Genomic DNA, 17,747 nt, shown 5'->3' on the forward strand with positions numbered 1-17,747 from the left:
AGGCTGGTCCGGAGCTTGGCTCAAGGAGAACCGTGGAAATGGGGATTGCCTGAGGCATTCAACAACATCCTTGTTGGTGTGGAACTGCGTGTTTGCGCAGCGATTGTCCATCGCTCTGCATCGGCATCGGCGACAAAAGCTTTAGCGGGGCAGGGGCGTGATTGACGATTTTTCTGCGCTATTCACCCCTGAACAGGCGCAAACCGTTAAAGCGGAAATTGAGATCTTGCGCAGGATGGGGAGCTACAGTTAGTGTCCGTCGTTAGTTTTTTCCGGTATCAGGCAAGGACGTCAGCATGCCGCATTGGGCAGTTCGAACCCTCTCATCGGTATGGGCAAGGCTGGGTGAGTTGGGAACGCTTCAAACACCGTCGCGACGTTCTGAATTCGGTGTCGAGGGTGTGACGTTTGATCGGGTCAAGGTCGCTGTGGGTGAGACAACACTGATGATCCCGAAAACCGCTTTTGAAGCAGCACTGGACTATCTGCACGTCAATGACCACTACGTAGGTAATCCGTGTGTAATCAAGTCTGATAATGACCATGAAAAGGCCGGCCCGCTTTGCAAAATCTCGCGAAAACGCCCTGCCGGAACCTACGGCCCGCGAAACATCACGTATGTGCTTCCGATTCTTGAGCAAATGGGGGTTGTTGGAATCAGCCCGACATTGCCCACGGCTGCGTGGTTAACTTCGCAGCCTATGGCGATACCGACGATTTGCGTACCGGGCCAACGGGTTGATGAAGAGAGGCCGGCTGGAAGTCTCAGTCCGGCTCAACAGGCTTTTGCTGACTATCTGGTAACACTGTGGTCAGGTGGTCCGGGTTCTTTCGAGCATCGTTACGCGATCACCCGGAGCCGGGCGTGGAGGCCATGGAAGGAATACTCCCGGTCGCAAAGCCAGAGTTGGTGGTGTTTGTCGCTGGCCCAGGCAGCCGAGCATTATTCCTGGCCGGAACGCAAAGCACCTGACGACTTTGCCAGCATTGCGACGCGACTGCGCGCGGCACTGGATGCGAATGTTTGCGCTGATGCGCGAACGGCCTGCCTGGAAATATTCAAATGGGGCGGTGTTGCCAATACACCTCAGAATGCTTCTTGGCAGTGGGTGCAGGTGCATGCTGTCAACGGGACGTTGTGCCGCGCGATCCTTCGTGCGGTCGAACTGCTTCGTCCCACAAGCGCTGAATCACTCGCGGCTTTCGATGGCATCAACCTGCTGATGAACGCCGCAATGACCAAGATCTACGCTGCCGCCGCCCCGGATGGCATCATCATTTACGATGGCCGGGTGGGGGCTGCGCTGGGGTTATTGGCGCGTAAATGGCTCGAGGGGAGCGGGCAAAGCGTAGTCCCGCCAGATCTTGCGTTTCGCTGGGGGCCTAATCGGAAACCGTCCAATAACAAGATCGAAACACGTGGCCCTTCGCAGGAAGGTTTCAAGTTCGATTGCCTTTACAAAAAAAGCAGCGCCAAACAGCCATCTCAAGCAGAGGTTTGGGCGAGACTTGTGCGGATCACCGGTCGCATCCTGCACGAGGTGATCCAAACGCTTGATGCACAGGGGCAAGGCGTAACGCTGCTGAGTCTGGAGCGGGCATTGTTCATGGTGGGTTTTGACGTGCGTTATTCTATGGCAACCCCAGGGTCTCAATTAGACAAAGGTCCCTCCCTGACCACCCGAAACGATCAGTGTCTCCTGACGACACGGAGTTATTGAGGGGGCCCCATCCTGACTCGACGATCATCTGGCATCGCCGTATTGTGGCTGTATCCACGGTGATTGCATAATGGCATCATTCACGCCAATCCAGTCCCTTGCATTCCCTATTTCGAGCTATCCATGAAAAAAACGCTTTCGTTGGCCACACGCATAGGGCTGAGCTTCGCAGCGGTCTTGGGGTTACTGGTGGTGATTACCGCGATCGGCATTCAGCGCGTGGCGTTTATCGATTCCACCTTGGGCGATGTCAGCGAAAACGCGGCGAATGTGCAGCGCTATGCGATCAACTTCCGGGGCAGTGTGCATAACCGCGCCATTGCGATCCGCGATGCGGTGCTGGTGGAAAACACGGCGGATCTGCAAAAGCACCTGGCGCAGGTGACCAGCCTGGAAAAGGCCTACTCCGATTCGGCGGCCCCAATGGATCAACTGTTCAAGGACGCGCACGTCACCGCCGATGAAGTTCGGCTACTGAACGCAATCAAGGACATGGAACGACAAGCGCTGAAATCTACCCAGCAGGTCATCTCCCTGCGCCTGGGCGGCGATATTGCGGGCGCTCGGGCGCTGCTGATGCGGCAAACATCGGCGGACTACAGTGAGTGGCTAAACCGCGTAAACGCGCTGATTGATTACGAAGAGACGTCCATCAAGGCGAAGCTGGGCGAGGTGCAGGCCACTGCCAGCCAGTTCAGTACGCTGATGCTGGTGGCGACCGCCATTGCCCTGCTGCTGAGCATAACGTTGTCGGTGGTGATTATTCGCTTCGTTAAATCCACGCTGGGCTCGGAGCCCACCGAAGTTGCAACGGCCATCGAACGGTTAGCGGCGGGTGAGTTGAATCAGGCGATTGCTACCGACTATCCGCGCAGTGTGATGGGCGTGTTGAAAGACGCCCTCAGCCATCTGGCCGAGACCATGGTGCAAGTGAGGGGCGCGGCCCAGGAGGTCAACCACTCGTCCACTCAGCTGTCTTCCACCTCATTGGCCAACAATGACCAAATCAGCCTGCAAACCCGAGAAGCCGAGCAGGTGGCGACTGCGATCACGCAAATGGTCGCCACTATCAATGAGGTCTCCCGATACGCCGCGCAGGCGGCCGATGCCTCCCGACTTGCCGATATCGAGGTGGAAAATGGCAATCAATTGGTTGCAGGCACTACCGTTGCCATCGAACAACTGGCCGTCAGGCTGGAGCAAACCACGGGCACGGTGAGTCAGGTATCCCAGCACAGTGAACAGATCGAGTCAGTGATTGAGGTGATCAACTCCATCGCGGCGCAAACCAACTTGCTGGCATTGAACGCCGCCATCGAGGCCGCCCGGGCCGGAGAGCATGGGCGCGGGTTTGCCGTGGTCGCCGATGAAGTGCGCTCGCTGGCCAACCGTACCCAGCAGTCGACCGAGGAAATTCGGCAGATGATCAGCACGCTGCAAACGGGCACCAATACCGCCTTGCAAACAATGCGCGACAGTTGCGAACTGGCGGACCAGACCGTGGTGCAAACCCGCAGTGCGCAAACGGCACTGGCCAGGATCAGCGAGCAGGTGGGCGCCATCAGCAATATGAACGCGCAGATCGCCAGCGCCTGCGCGCAGCAGAACACCGTGGCCGAAGAGGTGGCGCAAAACATCAACCGTATTCACGGGTCGACGGTGCAGTCGGCCAATGGTTCGCGCCGGGTGGCCGACGCCAGTCATGAGCTCGCGCAATTGGCCGACCGCCTCACTGCTAAGGTTGCGTTCTTCAGCGCGGCCTGAGGCTGAGCAGCGCCCCGGCATATTGCGCCACGACCGCCTCGATCGACTGCGGGGTGGATAAGCTGATATTCAAAATAGGGTCCTGGTAATTGTGGATGCCGAGCGGGGTGGAAATCGCCACCACTTCGGCCTGCCAGGACGCTGCGCAATACCCTGAACGTCGCACGCTCTCGCAGGCGTCGGCAATCTCGGTCTCCAGCACCTTCCAGCGGGCATCGCAACGCCTGGCCTTGAAGTGCTCCATCAACACTTGCCGCTCCCGCACGCTAATCGTCGCCAGGTAAGCGCGCCCCAGGGACGTGAACTCCATGGGCACGCGCTGGCCGGTTTGTACGGTGCGCGGCGTGTTCTTGCGACTCAGGCGGATCGATTCCAGGTAAATCATCTCATCGCGGTCGGCGGCGGCCAGCCCGACATTCACCCTCAGCGCGTGGGCCGCTTCACGCATCAGCGGCGCGGCGAACTGCACCAGTGAGCTGCTGTTGTACATGGCATTGGCAAAGCACAGGGTGGCCGGGGCGAGGCGATAGGCACTGCGCTGGCCGTCGTACACCAGCATGCCGCTGTGGATCAGTGTCTGAGTCAGGCGACTGGTGGTGGACTTGGACAAACCGGTGCGCTCGCTGATATCGCCATTGCCCAGGTACTCGGTGCCCGCGCGGAAGGCCCGCAGAATCTCCAGGCCGCGTTCAAGCGAACGGTTTATCGGTGCCTTGCCGGCGCCTGGTGTATCAAACCGGTCGTCCTCGCTCATCCAGTGCGGCGGCTTCAGCCGCGCGGCCAAAGAGCTTTTCGTCGCCCAGCCGGCGCTGAGTCGGCAGCTCGCCAAGCTTGAAGAGCCGCTGCAAGTGGCGCTGTTCATTCGTCATGGCATGGGCTATTCGATTCTGGCGCATGCCGCCGTCCAGGAAGACCTTGCCAAGGGGCTTTTGGTGGGGCATGCCATTGAACGGCCGGGGATTCGTTCCACGGTCTCCCTGACCACGCTCAAGGATCGCAGAAACAGCCGCCTGGCATTGAGCTGGGAAAAGATCCTGCTGGAGACCCTGGAAGAGCTGGTGACAGTGGGGGCGTGGAAGGACGCGACGTTGTGGCTGGGGCGGGATTGACCCGGCGAAAAATCCGGACGAACCGCATGAAGGCGGGCTTAACCGCCCAGCGCGGATAAGCCCAGGCTACCCCTACGTCACTTCATGTCTCTGGCCTGTACCCAAAGAACGGCGTCTTGCGACAGGGGTTTGCCTTTATGTGTTTTCGTCGTACCAATGTCGAGCGCGGCGATACCCCACCAGCCAGCCCGTGGCAGGCCGAGGGTGACGATGCCGAGGTCATCTGTATAAGTGCTCGTCACGTTGAACGAAGGTTGGGGCGCCTTTACATAGGGTTCAGGGCCGAACGCATTATTGTTGAGGTCGACGGCGTTGTTCAGGTATTCGATTTCTACCTTGGCGAACGGCACCGGCTTACCGTCGGCCAGTACCCGCGCACGGAACACACCGCCGGTCCAGTTTGCATAAGGTTTGCTCAGCGGCTGGATTTCCACCGGCAGTCCCTGGGGTTCTGACCAGTCACCGGGAACGCCACCGACGTTGACGATCAGTTTGGTGAATTGCTGGATGTACAGGCCTTCCTCAGCTTCCAGGTAGGGCTCGGGTTCGAGTACGAAAATATGGTCACCCATCGCGCGCATCAACTCCCGTGGAATGGATGCGCGATAGGCGGTCGCGCGGTTTTCGCGGCTCTGCCATTGCACCGGGCGCAAGTATTTGAGCAGGTCGGTTTTCTCCCCGCCGTGGGCGCCGATGTGGGTGAAGGCGAGGGGCTTGCCCATGGCCATGGTCGGGCTCCCGGTGAAGGGGTGCGTGAACACGGCCGCGAACTCCAGGGGTTGTGCACGCTGCAAGGCGGTGTCGTCGACGTAGAGCACCTGGAAGTGCGCCTGTGCCACACCGGCCAGGCACAGCGCGGTCGCGGTGACAAAGGCCTGGGAAAGTCGGTTGATCATCATGGTCGGTCTCACCTTGCAATATCGGCAGATTGAATCGTGGTTTCATGGCCCTCTCCGCCGAGGAATATCACGGAGTAGGTGCCCGCCGGGGCTTGAAACGAATAGGTGCTGTCCTGGCCGACGCTGCCTTCAAGCAACACCTTGTTGCTCATGTCGCGGACCTGAATTTTTCGCCCGGCGGCCGAGCTGCCATCGGTGAAACCGGCTTCGCATTTCACCTCGTCAGCGTGCTCGATGTAGCAATCGAAGACGGGGCCATGGGCGAAGGCGGCCTGACCGAATAAAAGAGCGCCGGCCATCAGTGGCCAGTGCGCTGAGCCTAGAGGTTTCATAACGGGTGAGTCTCCTTGGTCGAAGTCATCATTGAGCCGGCACCTGCGCAGCGCCGCTGGCTTTTGCCGCGAGGTGGTCAGGCGCGGGGAAGGCCGCCAGCAGTGCATCCAGATTTGAGCGCAACAGGGCCTCGTAGCTGATCGCCGAGTCGGCGAGTATTCCCGGGTTGCCCGTGTCCAGGATCAGCAGGCGCGCGCCGGCATTGCTGATGGCCTTGGCGATTTTTTCGTTCGGCGCCCACTTGTGGACCACCACGCGAATGTCACGCTCGCGCAGGTATTGGGTGAGTGCGGCGCGGTCGGCGTCGCTCCAGTCGATGTCCTGGCGCACGAACCAGCCGTCGACGAAGACGCCGAATTCGCCGAACAGGTAGATGAACTCGTTGGCCAGCGACAGCACGCGCACATCTGGCAGCGCCACCATCCGGGCGCCGTACTCGGCCTTCAGTTGGCGCAAGCGGCTTTCAAGGGTGGCGAGGTTGCGCTCTATGCGAGGCGCATCGGCGGGCGACAGGCGTGCCAGGTCGGCGGCGATCAGCGCTGACATGCGCATACCGTTCACCGGCCCCAGCCAGGCGTAGGGCGATGGGCCGCCATCGACGTGACCCGACATCGCCCAGGGTACGTCGTTCGACGGCACGCGCACCACGGCCACACCGGGCTTGATAGCCTCCCATGAGCGCGAGGCGTCGATCTCGATGATCCGCAGGTTGTGGCGACGTGCGGTCGCATAGAGCGGGTCCGCTCGCCAGAGATTGCCCAGGGTCACCACGGCGTCGGCCTGCTGGAACAGCGCCGGGTCAAGACGCGACAGCGCGTTGGCCAGGCTCTCCATGGGCACTGGCATATCTGGCGGCAGGCGCACGGCATCGATCTGTGTGCCTTCGGTGAGTGCCGAGGTGAGTGCGTAGACCGCCGGCAGTGCAACCAGCACTCGCGGGTGGTCGGTGTCGGCAGAGGCCGGGAGCGGTGCCCCCAGCAGCCATGCCAGCACTGTCAGTGACAGACAAAACCCTTTCATACGCTGGCCCCTCTGAAGCGCGGTGAGGTGGCGCGGATGAGGGTAGTGGTGATGAATACCAGCGCGGCGACCAGCACGATCGCGCCGCCGGTCGGCACCGGGATGTGCAATTGCATGGGCGCCAGGATGCCGACCACGCAGGAGAACGTTGCGATCACCACGGCGAGCGCGACCAGCGCGGGAAGGGAGCGCGTGACATTGCGCGCCGCCGCCGCGGGTATCAGCAACAGCGCCTCGACCAGCACCGCGCCGATGATCTTCAGGCAGGCCACCGTCACCAGCGTGACCAACACCACGAACACGTATTCGACACTGCGTACCCGCACGCCACGCGCATGAGCCAAGCTCGGGTTGAGGCTGGACAGCAACATGCCGTTGTACAGAGGCAGCCCGATGAGCGCGCAAATGAGCGTGACGCCCAGCAGTACGTTCATATCGGTGTGGTCCACGGCCAGGATGGAGCCGAACAACACGCTTTCCATGACGTGGGTGTTGATCTTCGCCGAGACGAACAACAGCAACGAGGCGCCGACGGCAAGCGAAATGGACAGGAACACACCGATCAGCGTGTCGTTGGCCAGCGTTGTGCGGTGTTGCGTGTATTTGAGTGTCAGCGCAAACAACAGGCAGAAGCCGAACATCGACAGATAAGGCGAGGTGTAGGACTCGCCGATCAGCACGCCGATGGCAACTCCGGTCATCGCCGCATTGCCCACGGACTGGCTGAAGAACGCCATGCGCTTGATCATGACCATCGAGCCCAGCACGCCCAGCAACGGCCCGATGAGCATTGCGCACATCAGCGCATTGATCACGAATTCGTATTCGAACGGTTGCGGCAGTATCTGGCTGGCGGCGAGTGCCTGCAGGTGGTCGCGTATGAAGTCATACAAGGCATTCATCGCAGATTCTCCAGTCTGCTGTCGATCTGATCGGCAGGGCCATGAAACAGCACCCGTTGGTTGATAACGGTCACGGACTGTGCGATGCGCCTGACCTGTTCGAGGTCGTGGTTGATCCAGAGCACGGTGACGCCGCTGCCGTGCAACTCGGCCACAAGTGCTTCCACCAGGCGCACCCCCGCTTCGTCGATACCTGCGGTGGGTTCATCGAGGATCAGCAGCCACGGCGCGGGGCTGATCGCCTGGGCCAGCAACACGCGCTGGCGCTGGCCGCCGGACAGGCTGCCAAAAGGTTTGGCGCCCATGCCGGCAACACCGGTACGCGCCAGGGCCTCGGCATGCGCCGCCTTCGCGCGGCGGTTCGCGCCCAGGAAGGCCGGGCGGCGTTGACCGAGCAGCGCCATCACATCGTTGACCGTCATTGGCACGTTGCGGTCGAAATCCAGCAGTTGAGGCACATAGCCCAGCGGCTTGGCGACGCCCTCGAGGCGGATGGTCCCTGAGTGCGGCATCTGCCCCAGCAGCGCCCGCACCAGCGAGGTCTTGCCACCGCCGTTGGGGCCGACCAGGCAGTGCAGTGCACCGGCTTGCACCCTGAAGCTCACCTGGTCGAGCACCTGGGTGCCGCCCAATTGCAGTGAGACGTTATCGAAAACCACCGCAGGTCCGCGCATCGCAAGTGCCCCCTTCATGGCTGTGTGAACTCGACAGCTTCGGCAAGGGTCTCGAGGTTTTCGCCCATGGCCACCTCGAACTCATCCGCGCTGTAGGCGCTGCCGGTGATGTGCGACAAGCTGAAGACCTTCACGCCGGTGGCGGCCTCGATGGGTTTGGCCAGGTCCAGGGAAAAGTTTTTCTCGGCGAAAAGCACCCGGACGTTGGCTTTCTTGATGGTGTCGATGGTAGTGGCCAGCTGGCGCGCGGTGGGGGCCACGCCGTGACGCGGTTCAATCACCGCACTCACGAACAAACCAAACTCCTGCATCATGTAGTCATAACCACCATGCAACGTCGCGCAACGAAACGTCGAAAGATCCAGCGCGGCAAACCGGGTCATGAAGCGCGCCCTGAGTGCTCTGATCCGTCCGGCATAGGCCAGGGCGTTGTGGCGATAGGCTGCGGCGTTGTCCGGGTCCAGCTCCCCCAGGCGACGGGCGATCTCGAACACCTGTTGGATGGCGGCGGTGGTGGAGACGAACGTATGCGGATTCACCACTTTGACGTCGCCCTGGTCGCCGTTGACAGGAATCAGCGCCACCGAGGCATTGGCCTGGATGATCGGCAATGTGTCCCGGCGGCCAGCGGCCTTGAGGATCTCGAAGGCCCATTGATCGTGGCCGATGCCGTTGACCACCAGCACATCGATGTTCATCGCGCGGGTGATATCGTCCGGTTGCGGCTGGTAATTGTGCGGATTCGCGTCGGCCGGGATCAGCGCAATCACATCCGCCCGGTCCCCGACAATGTTGGCCACGAAGCTGTAGTAGGGGTGCAGTGTGACGCCAACCTTGAGGCGCTTGCCCGCAGGGTGTTCCGTGCTGGCAAGGGCAATGGCCGGGATCAGCAACAGCAGCGCGAGGCAACGGCGCAACAGCGTGCGGTGCTTTGCAAAGGTATTCATGGCAGGGTTCCTTTTACGCGTTCGATTTCGCTGGTGCCGTCGTAAGGAATGACCTGTCGCCAGCCGTCGCCAACCAGTGACTCGGCCTTGACGATGGCGGGGTAGGGGGCATTCGGGTTGGGGTGGATCCAGATCGTCGCCTGGTTGGCCCACATCACCCCGGCATGAGCATGCCCGATGACCAGCAGGTAGGCGCTCTGGCCCGGTGCGCTGCCGCCGGTGCCGTAGTAGACGGTGGCGCCCTGGCCCTGGGTGGCTTTCGACACCTCGCTGGGGGGTTGGTCCACTGGGGCCACGGCGGCGTCGGCATGCCCGTCGGTGTCGGCGTGCTTGTCGGCGGATAGCGTATGGGACGGGTGGGTGCCGGGCAGAATAAGTTGCCAATGCACCTTGCCGTTGGTCTTCCAGAACGCGTCCCGGTAGAAGGGCGGCAGCAAAAGCTCCTGGGCACGCTCCAGGGTGATCCAGCCGCCGGTATCGTTGTTGTTCCAGATGATTTCTTCACCGGCGGGCAACAGCGCGCTATGGATGGCCTGATCGGCAGGGCCGAGGCCATCGAAGGAGCGCACCTGCCAGCTCAAGACCGTGGGGGGGCCGACCTTCTGTGGCCGCAACAGCATATAGCCGCTCACACTGGCGATGACGCCCAGCGCTGCCAGCAGCAGGGCCAGGGTTTCCCAGCGACCGGAGCGCGGGCGCACCAGCGTGACGTGACTGTTGGCGTCATGGCTGGGTGCGCCGTCGGGGCGATGCCAGGGGGGCGATAGGGATGCCATCAGACAAACGCGATCCAGCGGCCGAGAAAGATCACGCCCACCCACAACGCCATCGAACTGAACCCGGCGACACGCGCCTGGCCGGGTGGCGGCAGGCGCGTGTCCCATTCGTCAATGCGGCGAAAGGCGCCCAGGTGGAACACCGCCATGTTCAGGCCCGCCAGCATCAGCACGCCCATCTTCCACAGGAACACCGGGTTCTGCGCATAGGTGGTGGCGTTGGCGGCGAACATGAGCGAGCCGGTAATCACGCACGCCACGAAGGCGACCCAGGTGTACGGCAGCAGTTCCTGGATCAGCCGCAGCGCGCTGCGGCGATGGGAGGCAATGCCGAGCAGACGCAGGTCCACCACCGCGATGCTGCCGAACACCAGGGCGATGCCGATCACATGCACGGATTCCAGGGCTGGAAAGGCCGAGCCCGACTCACGGATCAGTGTGGCGAGTGAGGTGGCCTCTATGACTTGCAGTATTGATTGAATGTCCATGACAAATACCTGATAGCTCGGGTTGAAAACGCTTAGATCGAGTAGGCGATCCAGCGGCCGCAGACGATCACCGCGCACCACAGGGCGATCGACAGCCATGCCAGTGCCTTGACCGGTTCTTTGTCGAGGGTGTGGTGGGCGGGGTCAACGGGGCGCAGAAAGGGGCGTCGCACCCGCCAGGCCAGGGTGAATGCGCCGACGACCAGGGCCATCTTCAGCCAGAACGTGCTATTGACGAGTACGCGGTCCGGCTCGCCGATGGCCATGATCAAGCCCGTGGCGAGCAGTACGACGAGCGCGTTGCGCATCCACGGATAGTAGCGGCGCACCACGCCGCGCAAGGGTTCGTCGGTGGCGAATACGCCGGCCATGCGCAGGTCGCAGATCACGGCGGAACCGAAGATCACCGCGATGGCGATGATATGAATGCTCTGCACCGTGGGCACGACCCAGAGCAAGTCCCTGATGGCGGTGCTTAGCGGTGTGGCATAGAGCCAGGTAATCACAGGTATGGATGACATCTGTTGTTCTCCCGCGGGGGCAAGGGGTTAGAAGTCTTGAGGTGTCGCGATCGTGCGCAGGCCGGCGGCATCTTCCGGCAGCAAATAACCCTGCTTGACCGACTGGTTCTTGGCGTCTTCGAAGGCCTGTTGGTAATGCTCGAAGCTCCCATAGCGCTGGCGCAGCGCATCCCGCGAGTAAGGCACCTTGGTGTCGTAGATCAGGCCGCAATCGGTTTCCTGGTCGGTCAGGTAGGTGGCACTTGGCACCTGCACCCATGGCGGGCGAACGCCGCCTTGCAGGTTGCCGGTGGCGGGGTCGCGCACGGCCGTGTTGCCGTTGCGCACCACCCGGGGAGCCTTTGGCATCGGCTTGCCCTGGCGCACCCATTTGTCCATGCCATCGAGCAACGCCGACACCACCAGCTCCACCGGCTCGTCGTACAGCGTGCGGCATTGGGGGTCATCGCCCTTGCCGATGTCGGCAGCCACATGTTCGGTGTGCTCGGTGCCGAGGTCGGCCAGGCGCAGATGGGGCATGCCGGTCACTTCGTAATAGCGCAGCCGGGGGCTGTCGGTGTCCGCTGGCAGGGGGATACCTTCGATCACGTCGTGCATCAGTTCCGACTGGCTGAAGACGGTCACGAACGGCACGTCTTCGGGCATCCGGCGCGGCACTCGAACGACGTCGCCGCCCACCTCGCCATAGGCCATGCGACCTGTCATATAGGCATCGATCAACGCTCGTCCGTCGGGCATGCGCCATTGCTGATGGCGGCCCTGATCGAGGTAGTCCATCCACACCTGCGCGGTAACGGCCCAGCTGTCGACATACACGCGCTGCACGTCAAGGCCTGCCAGCGGGCCTTGAGGGGCATTGCTCTTGAGCAGTAGCGCCAACTGCGCACCGATGCTCTGGGATTGCGGTGCGAACGGGTCGGGTGCCTGGCCACGGATGAAGCGTTGCGGATCGTAATAGGTACCCAGCGGCGCATAGCGGGCATAGTCGAAGCGGCGCATGAACTCGAAGTTGACGATGCGTCCATACTGGGCGATCTGCTCGGCCTCGGCGGCCGGGGTCTCCGAGATGAACTTCGGGTCGAGCGCCGGCTGGTTGATGTTCAACGTGTACCCGACATACGCGTAGCCATGGCGCAGCAAGTAATCGCGGGTCAGGATCCAACCGGCAGCGCGCTCGCCGAACCAACTGAATGGCTCGATCACCACGGTGCCGTTGAAGTGCGCCGGGTCCGCCGGCCGGCGAATCAGCATGCGCGTGGTGTAAGGCGCGTCGAACAGCGTTTTGCCCTCGGCGGTGATCGCTGCAGCGATGCCTTGCAGGTAAAACTCCTGCTCGATGTAGCCGTAACGTTCGAGATCGATGTACTCGGTACCCGCACGTGTGGCCGACGACAGTGGCGGTTGGCCGGAAGGTGGCACCGCAATGGCGGTGGGCATCCGGGGTACCTCGGCAAGCGCATGCGAGATCAGACACAGCGACAGCAACACGCTTTGTATCGATGGCCGCAGGATGCCGATTGTGCTCAGTCGTTCCATTCGCTCACCTCCAGTGTGAGGATCGATGAGGGCATGGGGTCAGTCGCGCTTGAGGCTCGTCTTGCCCTCGCTGTCGATCACGATCTGATTGTTCTCGCAGACGTACTCGTGAATCCGATAGTCGGACCGCTTGTAGTCGAACGTGAAGCGATAAGGACTGTTAAGTACCTGCGGGTCTTCGATCACGACCTTGTTTTCCAGGCGGTCTGGCGCAGTCAGTCTGATGTGCTCGGTGATCGTCATGTTCTTGCTATGGGGAACGTCGTAGAACGCCACGTCCGTGCGCACGCCCTGGGTTTGCACCACCAGCGTGTCGCCCTCCCAGTGGCCGCGCGAATACCCCTGGTAGCTGGGGTCCAAAGTATCCAGCGCGGGCATCGCTTCGTTGAGGATGATGCGGCGCACTTGCTGGAGATATTCGCCGAGCACCACCACTTGCTTATCGTCGTGAATGATCTGAATAGGAAAGAGCGCCGCCATTAACACAGGCATGCCCTCGGGCAAACACCTGGAACTGGTGGTAGCCAGCGGTGTACCGGCTTCGTTGGCGACCGCCTGGCGCTTCTTGAGGTCCGTGTATTGGCTGGCGTAGGGCTGTTTGAGGTCCATCGGCCCGCCCGGGTGCACCGGGTCGTCCGGGTTCTCGCCGAACCAGTCGTCCGGGGTTCGCTCCCAGGTACCGCTGATGTCGGGGCGGGTGCCCGCCGCGTGCTTGCCATCCTGGGGTTTTGAAGCGGCGATGCTTATCCCGGTGACGGTCATGAGCACCACGCTCAGCAAGAGACTTGCCGGGTTCAAGGTTCGGGTCGATTTCATTGCGGGCGTCTCCAATCACGTTGGTCTGTTCAGGCATCCATGGAACGGGAGTGGCGGCTCATCCGCCGCCGTTCAGCACCACGTCACCGATCTTGATCTCCACCAGCAGCCCGCCCGGATCACCGTTTTTCAGCGGTTTGAAGGTGACCTCGGCAACGTCGCCGGCTTTGATCGAATCAGCCTTCCAGCCAGTGCGGCTCAAGGCATTGACGCTGCCGGTTTCGATTTTGAATTGCTGAGGAGGGGGGCCTGGCGAATCGAAATAGATCGAGACGTGGGGATTGGTCCAAACGAAGCGCCCGACCACACCCTTGAGTGTGATGGTTTTGCTCTGGTCGAAAATCGCGAAGGAATGGTGGGCAGAGACCACCGAGGGCAAAGCGACGCAGGCGACGATGGTCAGCAGACCAAGCCCCTTGCGTAATCGTGGGGAAGACAACAAAAGTGTCATAGCGAATGCCTCGATTCTTATACGTTCTTATGGGCGCAGCATAGGGTGGATCGGGGCAGGACCCTAGCCCAAAACGGCAACCATTGATTGCCCTCTTATGGTGCTCGCCAGGGCGAAGCGCTCGGGTGAAAAAGAACATGTGATCAACCCTTCACAAGTGCTGATTTGGGTTAACGCCTGCGTCATTCAGACTGAACACTGCCGGCTCGCCTCATAAATATAAAAACAGGAGAGACGTTATGCGCACACCCCCTTACGGCCCATTGCTTTCGCTGGTCGCACTTTGTGCGTTTGAACCGCAGGCTCATGGCTATGAGCTGTACAACGAAAATGATGGTGCAACGACGCTGAACGCCGAGCTGTGGGCAGGGTTTGGCTGGTTTGGCAGCGAAAAAAACTACCTCGGCAACCCCGAGGCCGAGCCCGGCAGGATGCGATGGCAGGAGGGCTTCGCCAAGTATGGGCTGAGCGGCAAGACCGATAAGGTCACCGCCGGTTCGATCTACGGCGGTTTGAGCATGATCAGCACCGGGTCATGGGGCGACGGGGATAGTGGCGCGAACACCGCCGGTGAGGAGAGAAGAACCGCTGTGGAGGATGCCTACCTGGGATGGAAGTCGGGCGACCTGATTCCTGCCTTGGGCAAGGATGGCGTGGACTTCTCCTTTGGCCGGCAGTTGGTGACAGTGGACGGCTTTCTGATTACCGATGATGGCTTCTCACCCGGTAAAGCGTTCAACCCCATCGAGGGCGTGGTCGATGGTCGCTTCGATCGCGGCGGTGCCTTTTATCTGGGGCCGCGACTGGCGTTCGGTAACACGGCCGTGTTGAAGCTGGGCGGCACCGAGGGGCTCCACAGCAGCCTGATCTGGCTGAAATCGGACAATCCCGGTCAGTCCAAGACCGAAGTGGCCGCCGCCGCCATCGACTACACCACGCCCATCGGCTCGCTCGGTTCGACCTATGTGCACGGGCTGGACGTGGAGGAGCGCTATGCCTTCGGCGATCGGATGGAGCGCAAGGGCATGAACATCTACAGCGTTCGTGGCCAGGGCAATGCGGGTATCGATAATGCCGATTTCGCGTTCGAGGTGGCGCGTCAGGAAAAACGTTCAGGGTCGCAGCGGGCGATGTTTTTCGACGCCGGCTACACCTTTGCCGATGTCCAATGGCAACCGAGCGTGAGTTATCGTTTCTCGCGTTATTCCGAAGGATGGGACTTCCTGTTCCAGGGTGGTTACCGCAAGCGCCTCCAGGGGGAAGTCGGTGTGAACTACGCAGGTTCCGTCACCTCGAACATGCGCATTCACGACGTGCTGTTCTCCGTCAAACCCACGGACAAATTGACCCTTAACGCCATGTACTTCGACTACCACCAGCTCTCCCGCAAGCAAGAGGTGGACTACAGCGCGGGCGAAGTGGACTTGTTCCTGGACTGGATGGTGACGGATAACATCACGCTTTCACCGCTTGTCGGTTTCTACAAGCCTGACAAATGGTTAGGTAATGGTGGCCGGCAGAGCGGGAGTGCAGCAACGAACACGTATTTTCAGTTCATTGTGTGGGTCGCCTACTGATGCGTCACCGCTTGGCTTGAACAGCGGCGCCACTCTTGCAGTGGCGCCCTTTGAATTAACGACGTTCGCTCACATCAGAGCATGCGGCGAAGCACATCGTTGCGAGGGTCTTTGTCGAAAAAGCGGTGTTTCAGGGCGCCCACAATATGCAGCACGATCAGCACCAGCAAGGTGTAGGCCAGTACTTTGTGCAGCCATTGGAACACGACGAACCAGTTGTCATTTTTCGGCAGCAGCTCCGGGAGGTTCACGCCGAAGAAGAACACGCCGTCGCTCATGGTGTAGGTGCTCGACATCGAGTACCCCATCAACGGCACGGCTACGATCAGTACGTACATGGAGCGTTGTACAAACCGGGCCATGAAGCGCTCGTGCCCGGCCAATGTTACAGGCGGCAGCGGCAGTGCGGGGGTACGCACCCGCAGGGCGATCTGCACCAGCACCAGCAGGAACGCCAGCACCCCGAAGGATTTGTGCCACGGATAGTAGAGCGTGTATTTGCTTACCACTTCGTCATCCAGCCCGGTCATGTGCCAGCCGGCCCAGAGCAGGCCGGCTATGACGATGGCGCGTACCCAGTGCAGGAGGCGCAGGGAGGTAGGGTACCGATCAATTGTCGCTTGTTCTTGAGTGTTCATCGCAGTCTCTTCATTGATCATCAGGGCATCGAAAAAAGCACGGTCCAATACCACCCTTGACGAATTCAGGTCTCAAGGGTGGTGGGCGTAACCTTTATTCTCAGGCGGGCAACAGCACGGTAATGACTTTTTCCTCGGTGTAGGCCAGCGCGCCGCCAAACCCGCCTTCACGGCCAATGCCGCTGGACTTGAGCCCGCCCCAGGGAAGGTTGGAGTCCAACGGGCTCCAGCAGTTGATGCCCACGGCGCCGGCTTTCACCGCAGCAGCCACGCGGTGCGCGCGTGCCAGGTCGGCGGTCCAGACAGTGGCCGCCAGGCCGTAGCTGGAGTCGTTGGCCAGTGCGATGGCCTCGGCTTCGGTGTCGAACGGGATCACGGTGCCCACGGGGCCGAAGATCTCGTCACGGGCAATCGCCATGTCGTTGCGGGCATTGGCGAAAATCGTCGGGCGCACGAACCAGCCCTGTTCAGGCGACGATACGCCGCCGGCCAGGAGCGTGGCGCCTTCGTCGATACCCAGTTGGATATAACGGTTCACCCGTTCCAATTGCGCCTTTTTGGCCACTGGCCCCATCTGTACGCCGGGTTGGCGAGGGTCGCCCACCTTGACCGCGCGCGCGGCATCGGCCAGGGCGGCGGCGAAGCGATCGGCGAGGCTGCGCTGCACCAGAACGCGCGAACCGGCGGCACAAATCTGGCCCTGGTTGGCGAACAGGCCGAGCGAGCAGCCGCGCAGGGCGTCATCGAAAGAGGCGTCGTCAAACACGATCTGTGGGCTTTTGCCGCCCAATTCCAGGGCAACATGCTTGAACAGCACCCCGGCGGTGCGCTGGATTTCACGCCCGGCCTCGGGACTGCCGGTAAAGCTGACCTTGGAAATATGCGGGTGCTCGCACAAGGCTCGGCCGACCTCCGTGCCGTAGCCGGTGACTACGTTGATCACGCCATCCGGGAAACCGGCTTCCTGAGCCAGTGCAGCAAGGTACAGGGCCGACTGCGGGGTTTCTTCCGAAGGCTTGATCACCACGGTGCACCCTGCCGCCAGCAGCGCGGCGAGTTTCCATACGGTGATCATCAGCGGCGAGTTCCACGGCACGATGGCGCCGACCACGCCCACGGGCTCGCGCACTGTGTACGAGAGGGTCTTGGTGCCGAAGTAGCCGCCGCTGGGAATGGTGCGACCTTCGAGCTGGTTGGCCCAACCGCCGGCGGCGCGCAGGTTGGCGAGTACGTTGGGCAGGTCCATGCGCCGCGGTTCAATCGGCGAGCGGCCGATGGCGTCGGCGTCCATATCGGCCAGCAGTTCGCTGTCACGTTCGACCAGATCGGCCAGTTTGAGCAGCAGGCGGGCGCGTTGGGCGCCGCTCAGCTGACTCCAGTCGCCATGCTCCAGCTGAGCGTATGCCGCGCTCACGGCGCGGTCCACGTCCGCAGGCGTGCCGCGCGCGGAGCTGCCATACACCTGCTCGGTCACGGGGTTGACGAGGTCGATGCGACGGCCATCGGAGGATTCGCAGGTCGCGCCTGCGATGAAGTGATTCAAGTGCTCAGTCATTGTGCAGTCCATAAGTAATG

At 61.5% G+C, this 17,747-nt stretch carries 19 protein-coding genes and 1 pseudogene; 5 read left to right on the plus strand and 15 right to left on the minus strand.

Annotated elements, in window-relative coordinates:
- The first annotated feature begins 296 nt into the window (after positions 1–296).
- Together AB4O05_RS14770 and AB4O05_RS14775 are read left to right on the plus strand one after the other, a co-directional pair.
- Complete coding sequence (locus AB4O05_RS14770; RefSeq protein ID WP_460136873.1) at positions 297–1,721, plus strand: hypothetical protein; 1,425 nt, start codon at positions 297–299, stop codon at positions 1,719–1,721.
- Between the two features lie 123 nt (positions 1,722–1,844).
- Positions 1,845–3,485, plus strand: coding sequence for a methyl-accepting chemotaxis protein (locus tag AB4O05_RS14775; RefSeq protein WP_460136872.1), 1,641 nt, complete (start codon positions 1,845–1,847; stop codon positions 3,483–3,485).
- Here the strand turns inward: AB4O05_RS14775 and AB4O05_RS14780 are convergent.
- Positions 3,472–4,239 carry an IclR family transcriptional regulator gene (locus AB4O05_RS14780; RefSeq protein WP_460136871.1) on the minus strand — a complete coding sequence of 256 codons (768 nt, stop codon included), beginning with the start codon at positions 4,237–4,239 and terminating at the stop codon, positions 3,472–3,474. The genes AB4O05_RS14775 and AB4O05_RS14780 overlap by 14 nt on opposite strands.
- On the opposite strand from AB4O05_RS14780, the pseudogene AB4O05_RS14785 reads away from it, so the two are divergent.
- Together AB4O05_RS14785 and AB4O05_RS14790 are read left to right on the plus strand one after the other, a co-directional pair.
- Positions 4,199–4,303 (plus strand): annotated as a pseudogene (locus AB4O05_RS14785) (hypothetical protein); the annotation flags it as partial. The gene AB4O05_RS14780 and the pseudogene AB4O05_RS14785 sit on opposite strands and share 41 nt — an antisense overlap.
- A gap of 30 nt (positions 4,304–4,333) precedes the next feature.
- Positions 4,334–4,594, plus strand: coding sequence for a hypothetical protein (locus AB4O05_RS14790; RefSeq protein ID WP_460137762.1), 261 nt, complete (start codon positions 4,334–4,336; stop codon positions 4,592–4,594).
- Positions 4,595–4,671: 77 nt separating this feature from the next.
- Here the strand turns inward: AB4O05_RS14790 and AB4O05_RS14795 are convergent, their stop codons facing one another.
- From AB4O05_RS14795 to AB4O05_RS14850, 12 genes are read right to left on the minus strand one after another with little or no spacing between them, the layout of a single operon-like run.
- Positions 4,672–5,493, minus strand: a complete 822-nt coding sequence (locus AB4O05_RS14795; RefSeq protein ID WP_460136870.1) for a DUF4198 domain-containing protein — start codon at positions 5,491–5,493, stop codon at positions 4,672–4,674.
- Between the two features lie 8 nt (positions 5,494–5,501).
- Positions 5,502–5,825, minus strand: coding sequence for a hypothetical protein (locus AB4O05_RS14800; RefSeq protein ID WP_460136869.1), 324 nt, complete (start codon positions 5,823–5,825; stop codon positions 5,502–5,504).
- A gap of 28 nt (positions 5,826–5,853) precedes the next feature.
- A complete protein-coding gene (locus AB4O05_RS14805) occupies positions 5,854–6,846 on the minus strand; it encodes a metal ABC transporter substrate-binding protein (protein ID WP_460136868.1) in 993 nt (330 codons plus the stop codon).
- Positions 6,843–7,748, minus strand: coding sequence for a metal ABC transporter permease (locus AB4O05_RS14810; RefSeq protein ID WP_460136867.1), 906 nt, complete (start codon positions 7,746–7,748; stop codon positions 6,843–6,845). Before AB4O05_RS14810 ends, AB4O05_RS14805 begins: the two co-directional genes overlap by 4 nt.
- Complete coding sequence (locus AB4O05_RS14815; RefSeq protein ID WP_460136866.1) at positions 7,745–8,422, minus strand: metal ABC transporter ATP-binding protein; 678 nt, start codon at positions 8,420–8,422, stop codon at positions 7,745–7,747. The genes AB4O05_RS14810 and AB4O05_RS14815 overlap by 4 nt, the downstream gene beginning before the upstream one ends.
- A gap of 14 nt (positions 8,423–8,436) precedes the next feature.
- Positions 8,437–9,369 carry a metal ABC transporter solute-binding protein, Zn/Mn family gene (locus tag AB4O05_RS14820; protein WP_460136865.1) on the minus strand — a complete coding sequence of 311 codons (933 nt, stop codon included), beginning with the start codon at positions 9,367–9,369 and terminating at the stop codon, positions 8,437–8,439.
- Positions 9,366–10,145 (minus strand): DUF6162 family protein, encoded by a 780-nt coding sequence (locus AB4O05_RS14825; protein ID WP_460136864.1) that lies wholly within the window; start codon positions 10,143–10,145, stop codon positions 9,366–9,368. Before AB4O05_RS14825 ends, AB4O05_RS14820 begins: the two co-directional genes overlap by 4 nt.
- Entirely contained in the window at positions 10,145–10,633 is a 489-nt protein-coding gene (locus tag AB4O05_RS14830) for a DUF6644 family protein (RefSeq protein WP_460136863.1), read from the minus strand. Before AB4O05_RS14830 ends, AB4O05_RS14825 begins: the two co-directional genes overlap by 1 nt.
- Before the next feature lie 32 nt (positions 10,634–10,665).
- The gene (locus AB4O05_RS14835) at positions 10,666–11,154 is read right to left on the minus strand and encodes a DUF6644 family protein (RefSeq protein WP_460136862.1); all 489 of its coding nucleotides are present in this window, start codon (positions 11,152–11,154) and stop codon (positions 10,666–10,668) included.
- A 27-nt stretch (positions 11,155–11,181) separates the two neighbouring features.
- Positions 11,182–12,690 carry an alpha/beta hydrolase domain-containing protein gene (locus tag AB4O05_RS14840; RefSeq protein WP_460136861.1) on the minus strand — a complete coding sequence of 503 codons (1,509 nt, stop codon included), beginning with the start codon at positions 12,688–12,690 and terminating at the stop codon, positions 11,182–11,184.
- Positions 12,691–12,729: 39 nt separating this feature from the next.
- Positions 12,730–13,506 carry a hypothetical protein gene (locus AB4O05_RS14845; RefSeq protein WP_460136860.1) on the minus strand — a complete coding sequence of 259 codons (777 nt, stop codon included), beginning with the start codon at positions 13,504–13,506 and terminating at the stop codon, positions 12,730–12,732.
- Between the two features lie 58 nt (positions 13,507–13,564).
- Entirely contained in the window at positions 13,565–13,957 is a 393-nt protein-coding gene (locus AB4O05_RS14850; RefSeq protein ID WP_460136859.1) for a DUF6152 family protein, read from the minus strand.
- Between the two features lie 239 nt (positions 13,958–14,196).
- On the opposite strand from AB4O05_RS14850, the gene AB4O05_RS14855 reads away from it, so the two are divergent.
- Positions 14,197–15,534: an alginate export family protein gene (locus tag AB4O05_RS14855; protein ID WP_460136858.1), complete on the plus strand. Its 1,338-nt coding sequence runs from the start codon at positions 14,197–14,199 to the stop codon at positions 15,532–15,534.
- 74 nt (positions 15,535–15,608) lie between these two features.
- Here AB4O05_RS14855 and AB4O05_RS14860 read toward each other — a convergent pair whose 3' ends face one another.
- Both AB4O05_RS14860 and AB4O05_RS14865 read right to left on the minus strand, forming a co-directional pair.
- A complete protein-coding gene (locus tag AB4O05_RS14860) occupies positions 15,609–16,172 on the minus strand; it encodes a cytochrome b (protein ID WP_460136857.1) in 564 nt (187 codons plus the stop codon).
- Between the two features lie 100 nt (positions 16,173–16,272).
- Positions 16,273–17,727 carry an aldehyde dehydrogenase family protein gene (locus tag AB4O05_RS14865; RefSeq protein WP_460136856.1) on the minus strand — a complete coding sequence of 485 codons (1,455 nt, stop codon included), beginning with the start codon at positions 17,725–17,727 and terminating at the stop codon, positions 16,273–16,275.
- Between the last annotated feature and the right edge of the window lie 20 nt (positions 17,728–17,747).

The organism is Pseudomonas sp. S1_G07 (genome assembly GCF_054668565.1).

Coding starts and splice junctions, on each gene's coding strand:
- AB4O05_RS14770 (WP_460136873.1), top strand. CDS start 297: ATGCCGCATTGGGCAGTTCGAACCCTCTCATCGGTATGGGCAAGGCTG.
- AB4O05_RS14775 (WP_460136872.1), top strand. CDS start 1,845: ATGAAAAAAACGCTTTCGTTGGCCACACGCATAGGGCTGAGCTTCGCA.
- AB4O05_RS14780 (WP_460136871.1), bottom strand. CDS start 4,239: ATGAGCGAGGACGACCGGTTTGATACACCAGGCGCCGGCAAGGCACCG.
- AB4O05_RS14795 (WP_460136870.1), bottom strand. CDS start 5,493: ATGATGATCAACCGACTTTCCCAGGCCTTTGTCACCGCGACCGCGCTG.
- AB4O05_RS14800 (WP_460136869.1), bottom strand. CDS start 5,825: ATGAAACCTCTAGGCTCAGCGCACTGGCCACTGATGGCCGGCGCTCTT.
- AB4O05_RS14805 (WP_460136868.1), bottom strand. CDS start 6,846: ATGAAAGGGTTTTGTCTGTCACTGACAGTGCTGGCATGGCTGCTGGGG.
- AB4O05_RS14810 (WP_460136867.1), bottom strand. CDS start 7,748: ATGAATGCCTTGTATGACTTCATACGCGACCACCTGCAGGCACTCGCC.
- AB4O05_RS14815 (WP_460136866.1), bottom strand. CDS start 8,422: ATGCGCGGACCTGCGGTGGTTTTCGATAACGTCTCACTGCAATTGGGC.
- AB4O05_RS14820 (WP_460136865.1), bottom strand. CDS start 9,369: ATGAATACCTTTGCAAAGCACCGCACGCTGTTGCGCCGTTGCCTCGCG.
- AB4O05_RS14825 (WP_460136864.1), bottom strand. CDS start 10,145: ATGGCATCCCTATCGCCCCCCTGGCATCGCCCCGACGGCGCACCCAGC.
- AB4O05_RS14830 (WP_460136863.1), bottom strand. CDS start 10,633: ATGGACATTCAATCAATACTGCAAGTCATAGAGGCCACCTCACTCGCC.
- AB4O05_RS14835 (WP_460136862.1), bottom strand. CDS start 11,154: ATGTCATCCATACCTGTGATTACCTGGCTCTATGCCACACCGCTAAGC.
- AB4O05_RS14840 (WP_460136861.1), bottom strand. CDS start 12,690: ATGGAACGACTGAGCACAATCGGCATCCTGCGGCCATCGATACAAAGC.
- AB4O05_RS14845 (WP_460136860.1), bottom strand. CDS start 13,506: ATGAAATCGACCCGAACCTTGAACCCGGCAAGTCTCTTGCTGAGCGTG.
- AB4O05_RS14850 (WP_460136859.1), bottom strand. CDS start 13,957: ATGACACTTTTGTTGTCTTCCCCACGATTACGCAAGGGGCTTGGTCTG.
- AB4O05_RS14855 (WP_460136858.1), top strand. CDS start 14,197: ATGCGCACACCCCCTTACGGCCCATTGCTTTCGCTGGTCGCACTTTGT.
- AB4O05_RS14860 (WP_460136857.1), bottom strand. CDS start 16,172: ATGAACACTCAAGAACAAGCGACAATTGATCGGTACCCTACCTCCCTG.
- AB4O05_RS14865 (WP_460136856.1), bottom strand. CDS start 17,727: ATGACTGAGCACTTGAATCACTTCATCGCAGGCGCGACCTGCGAATCC.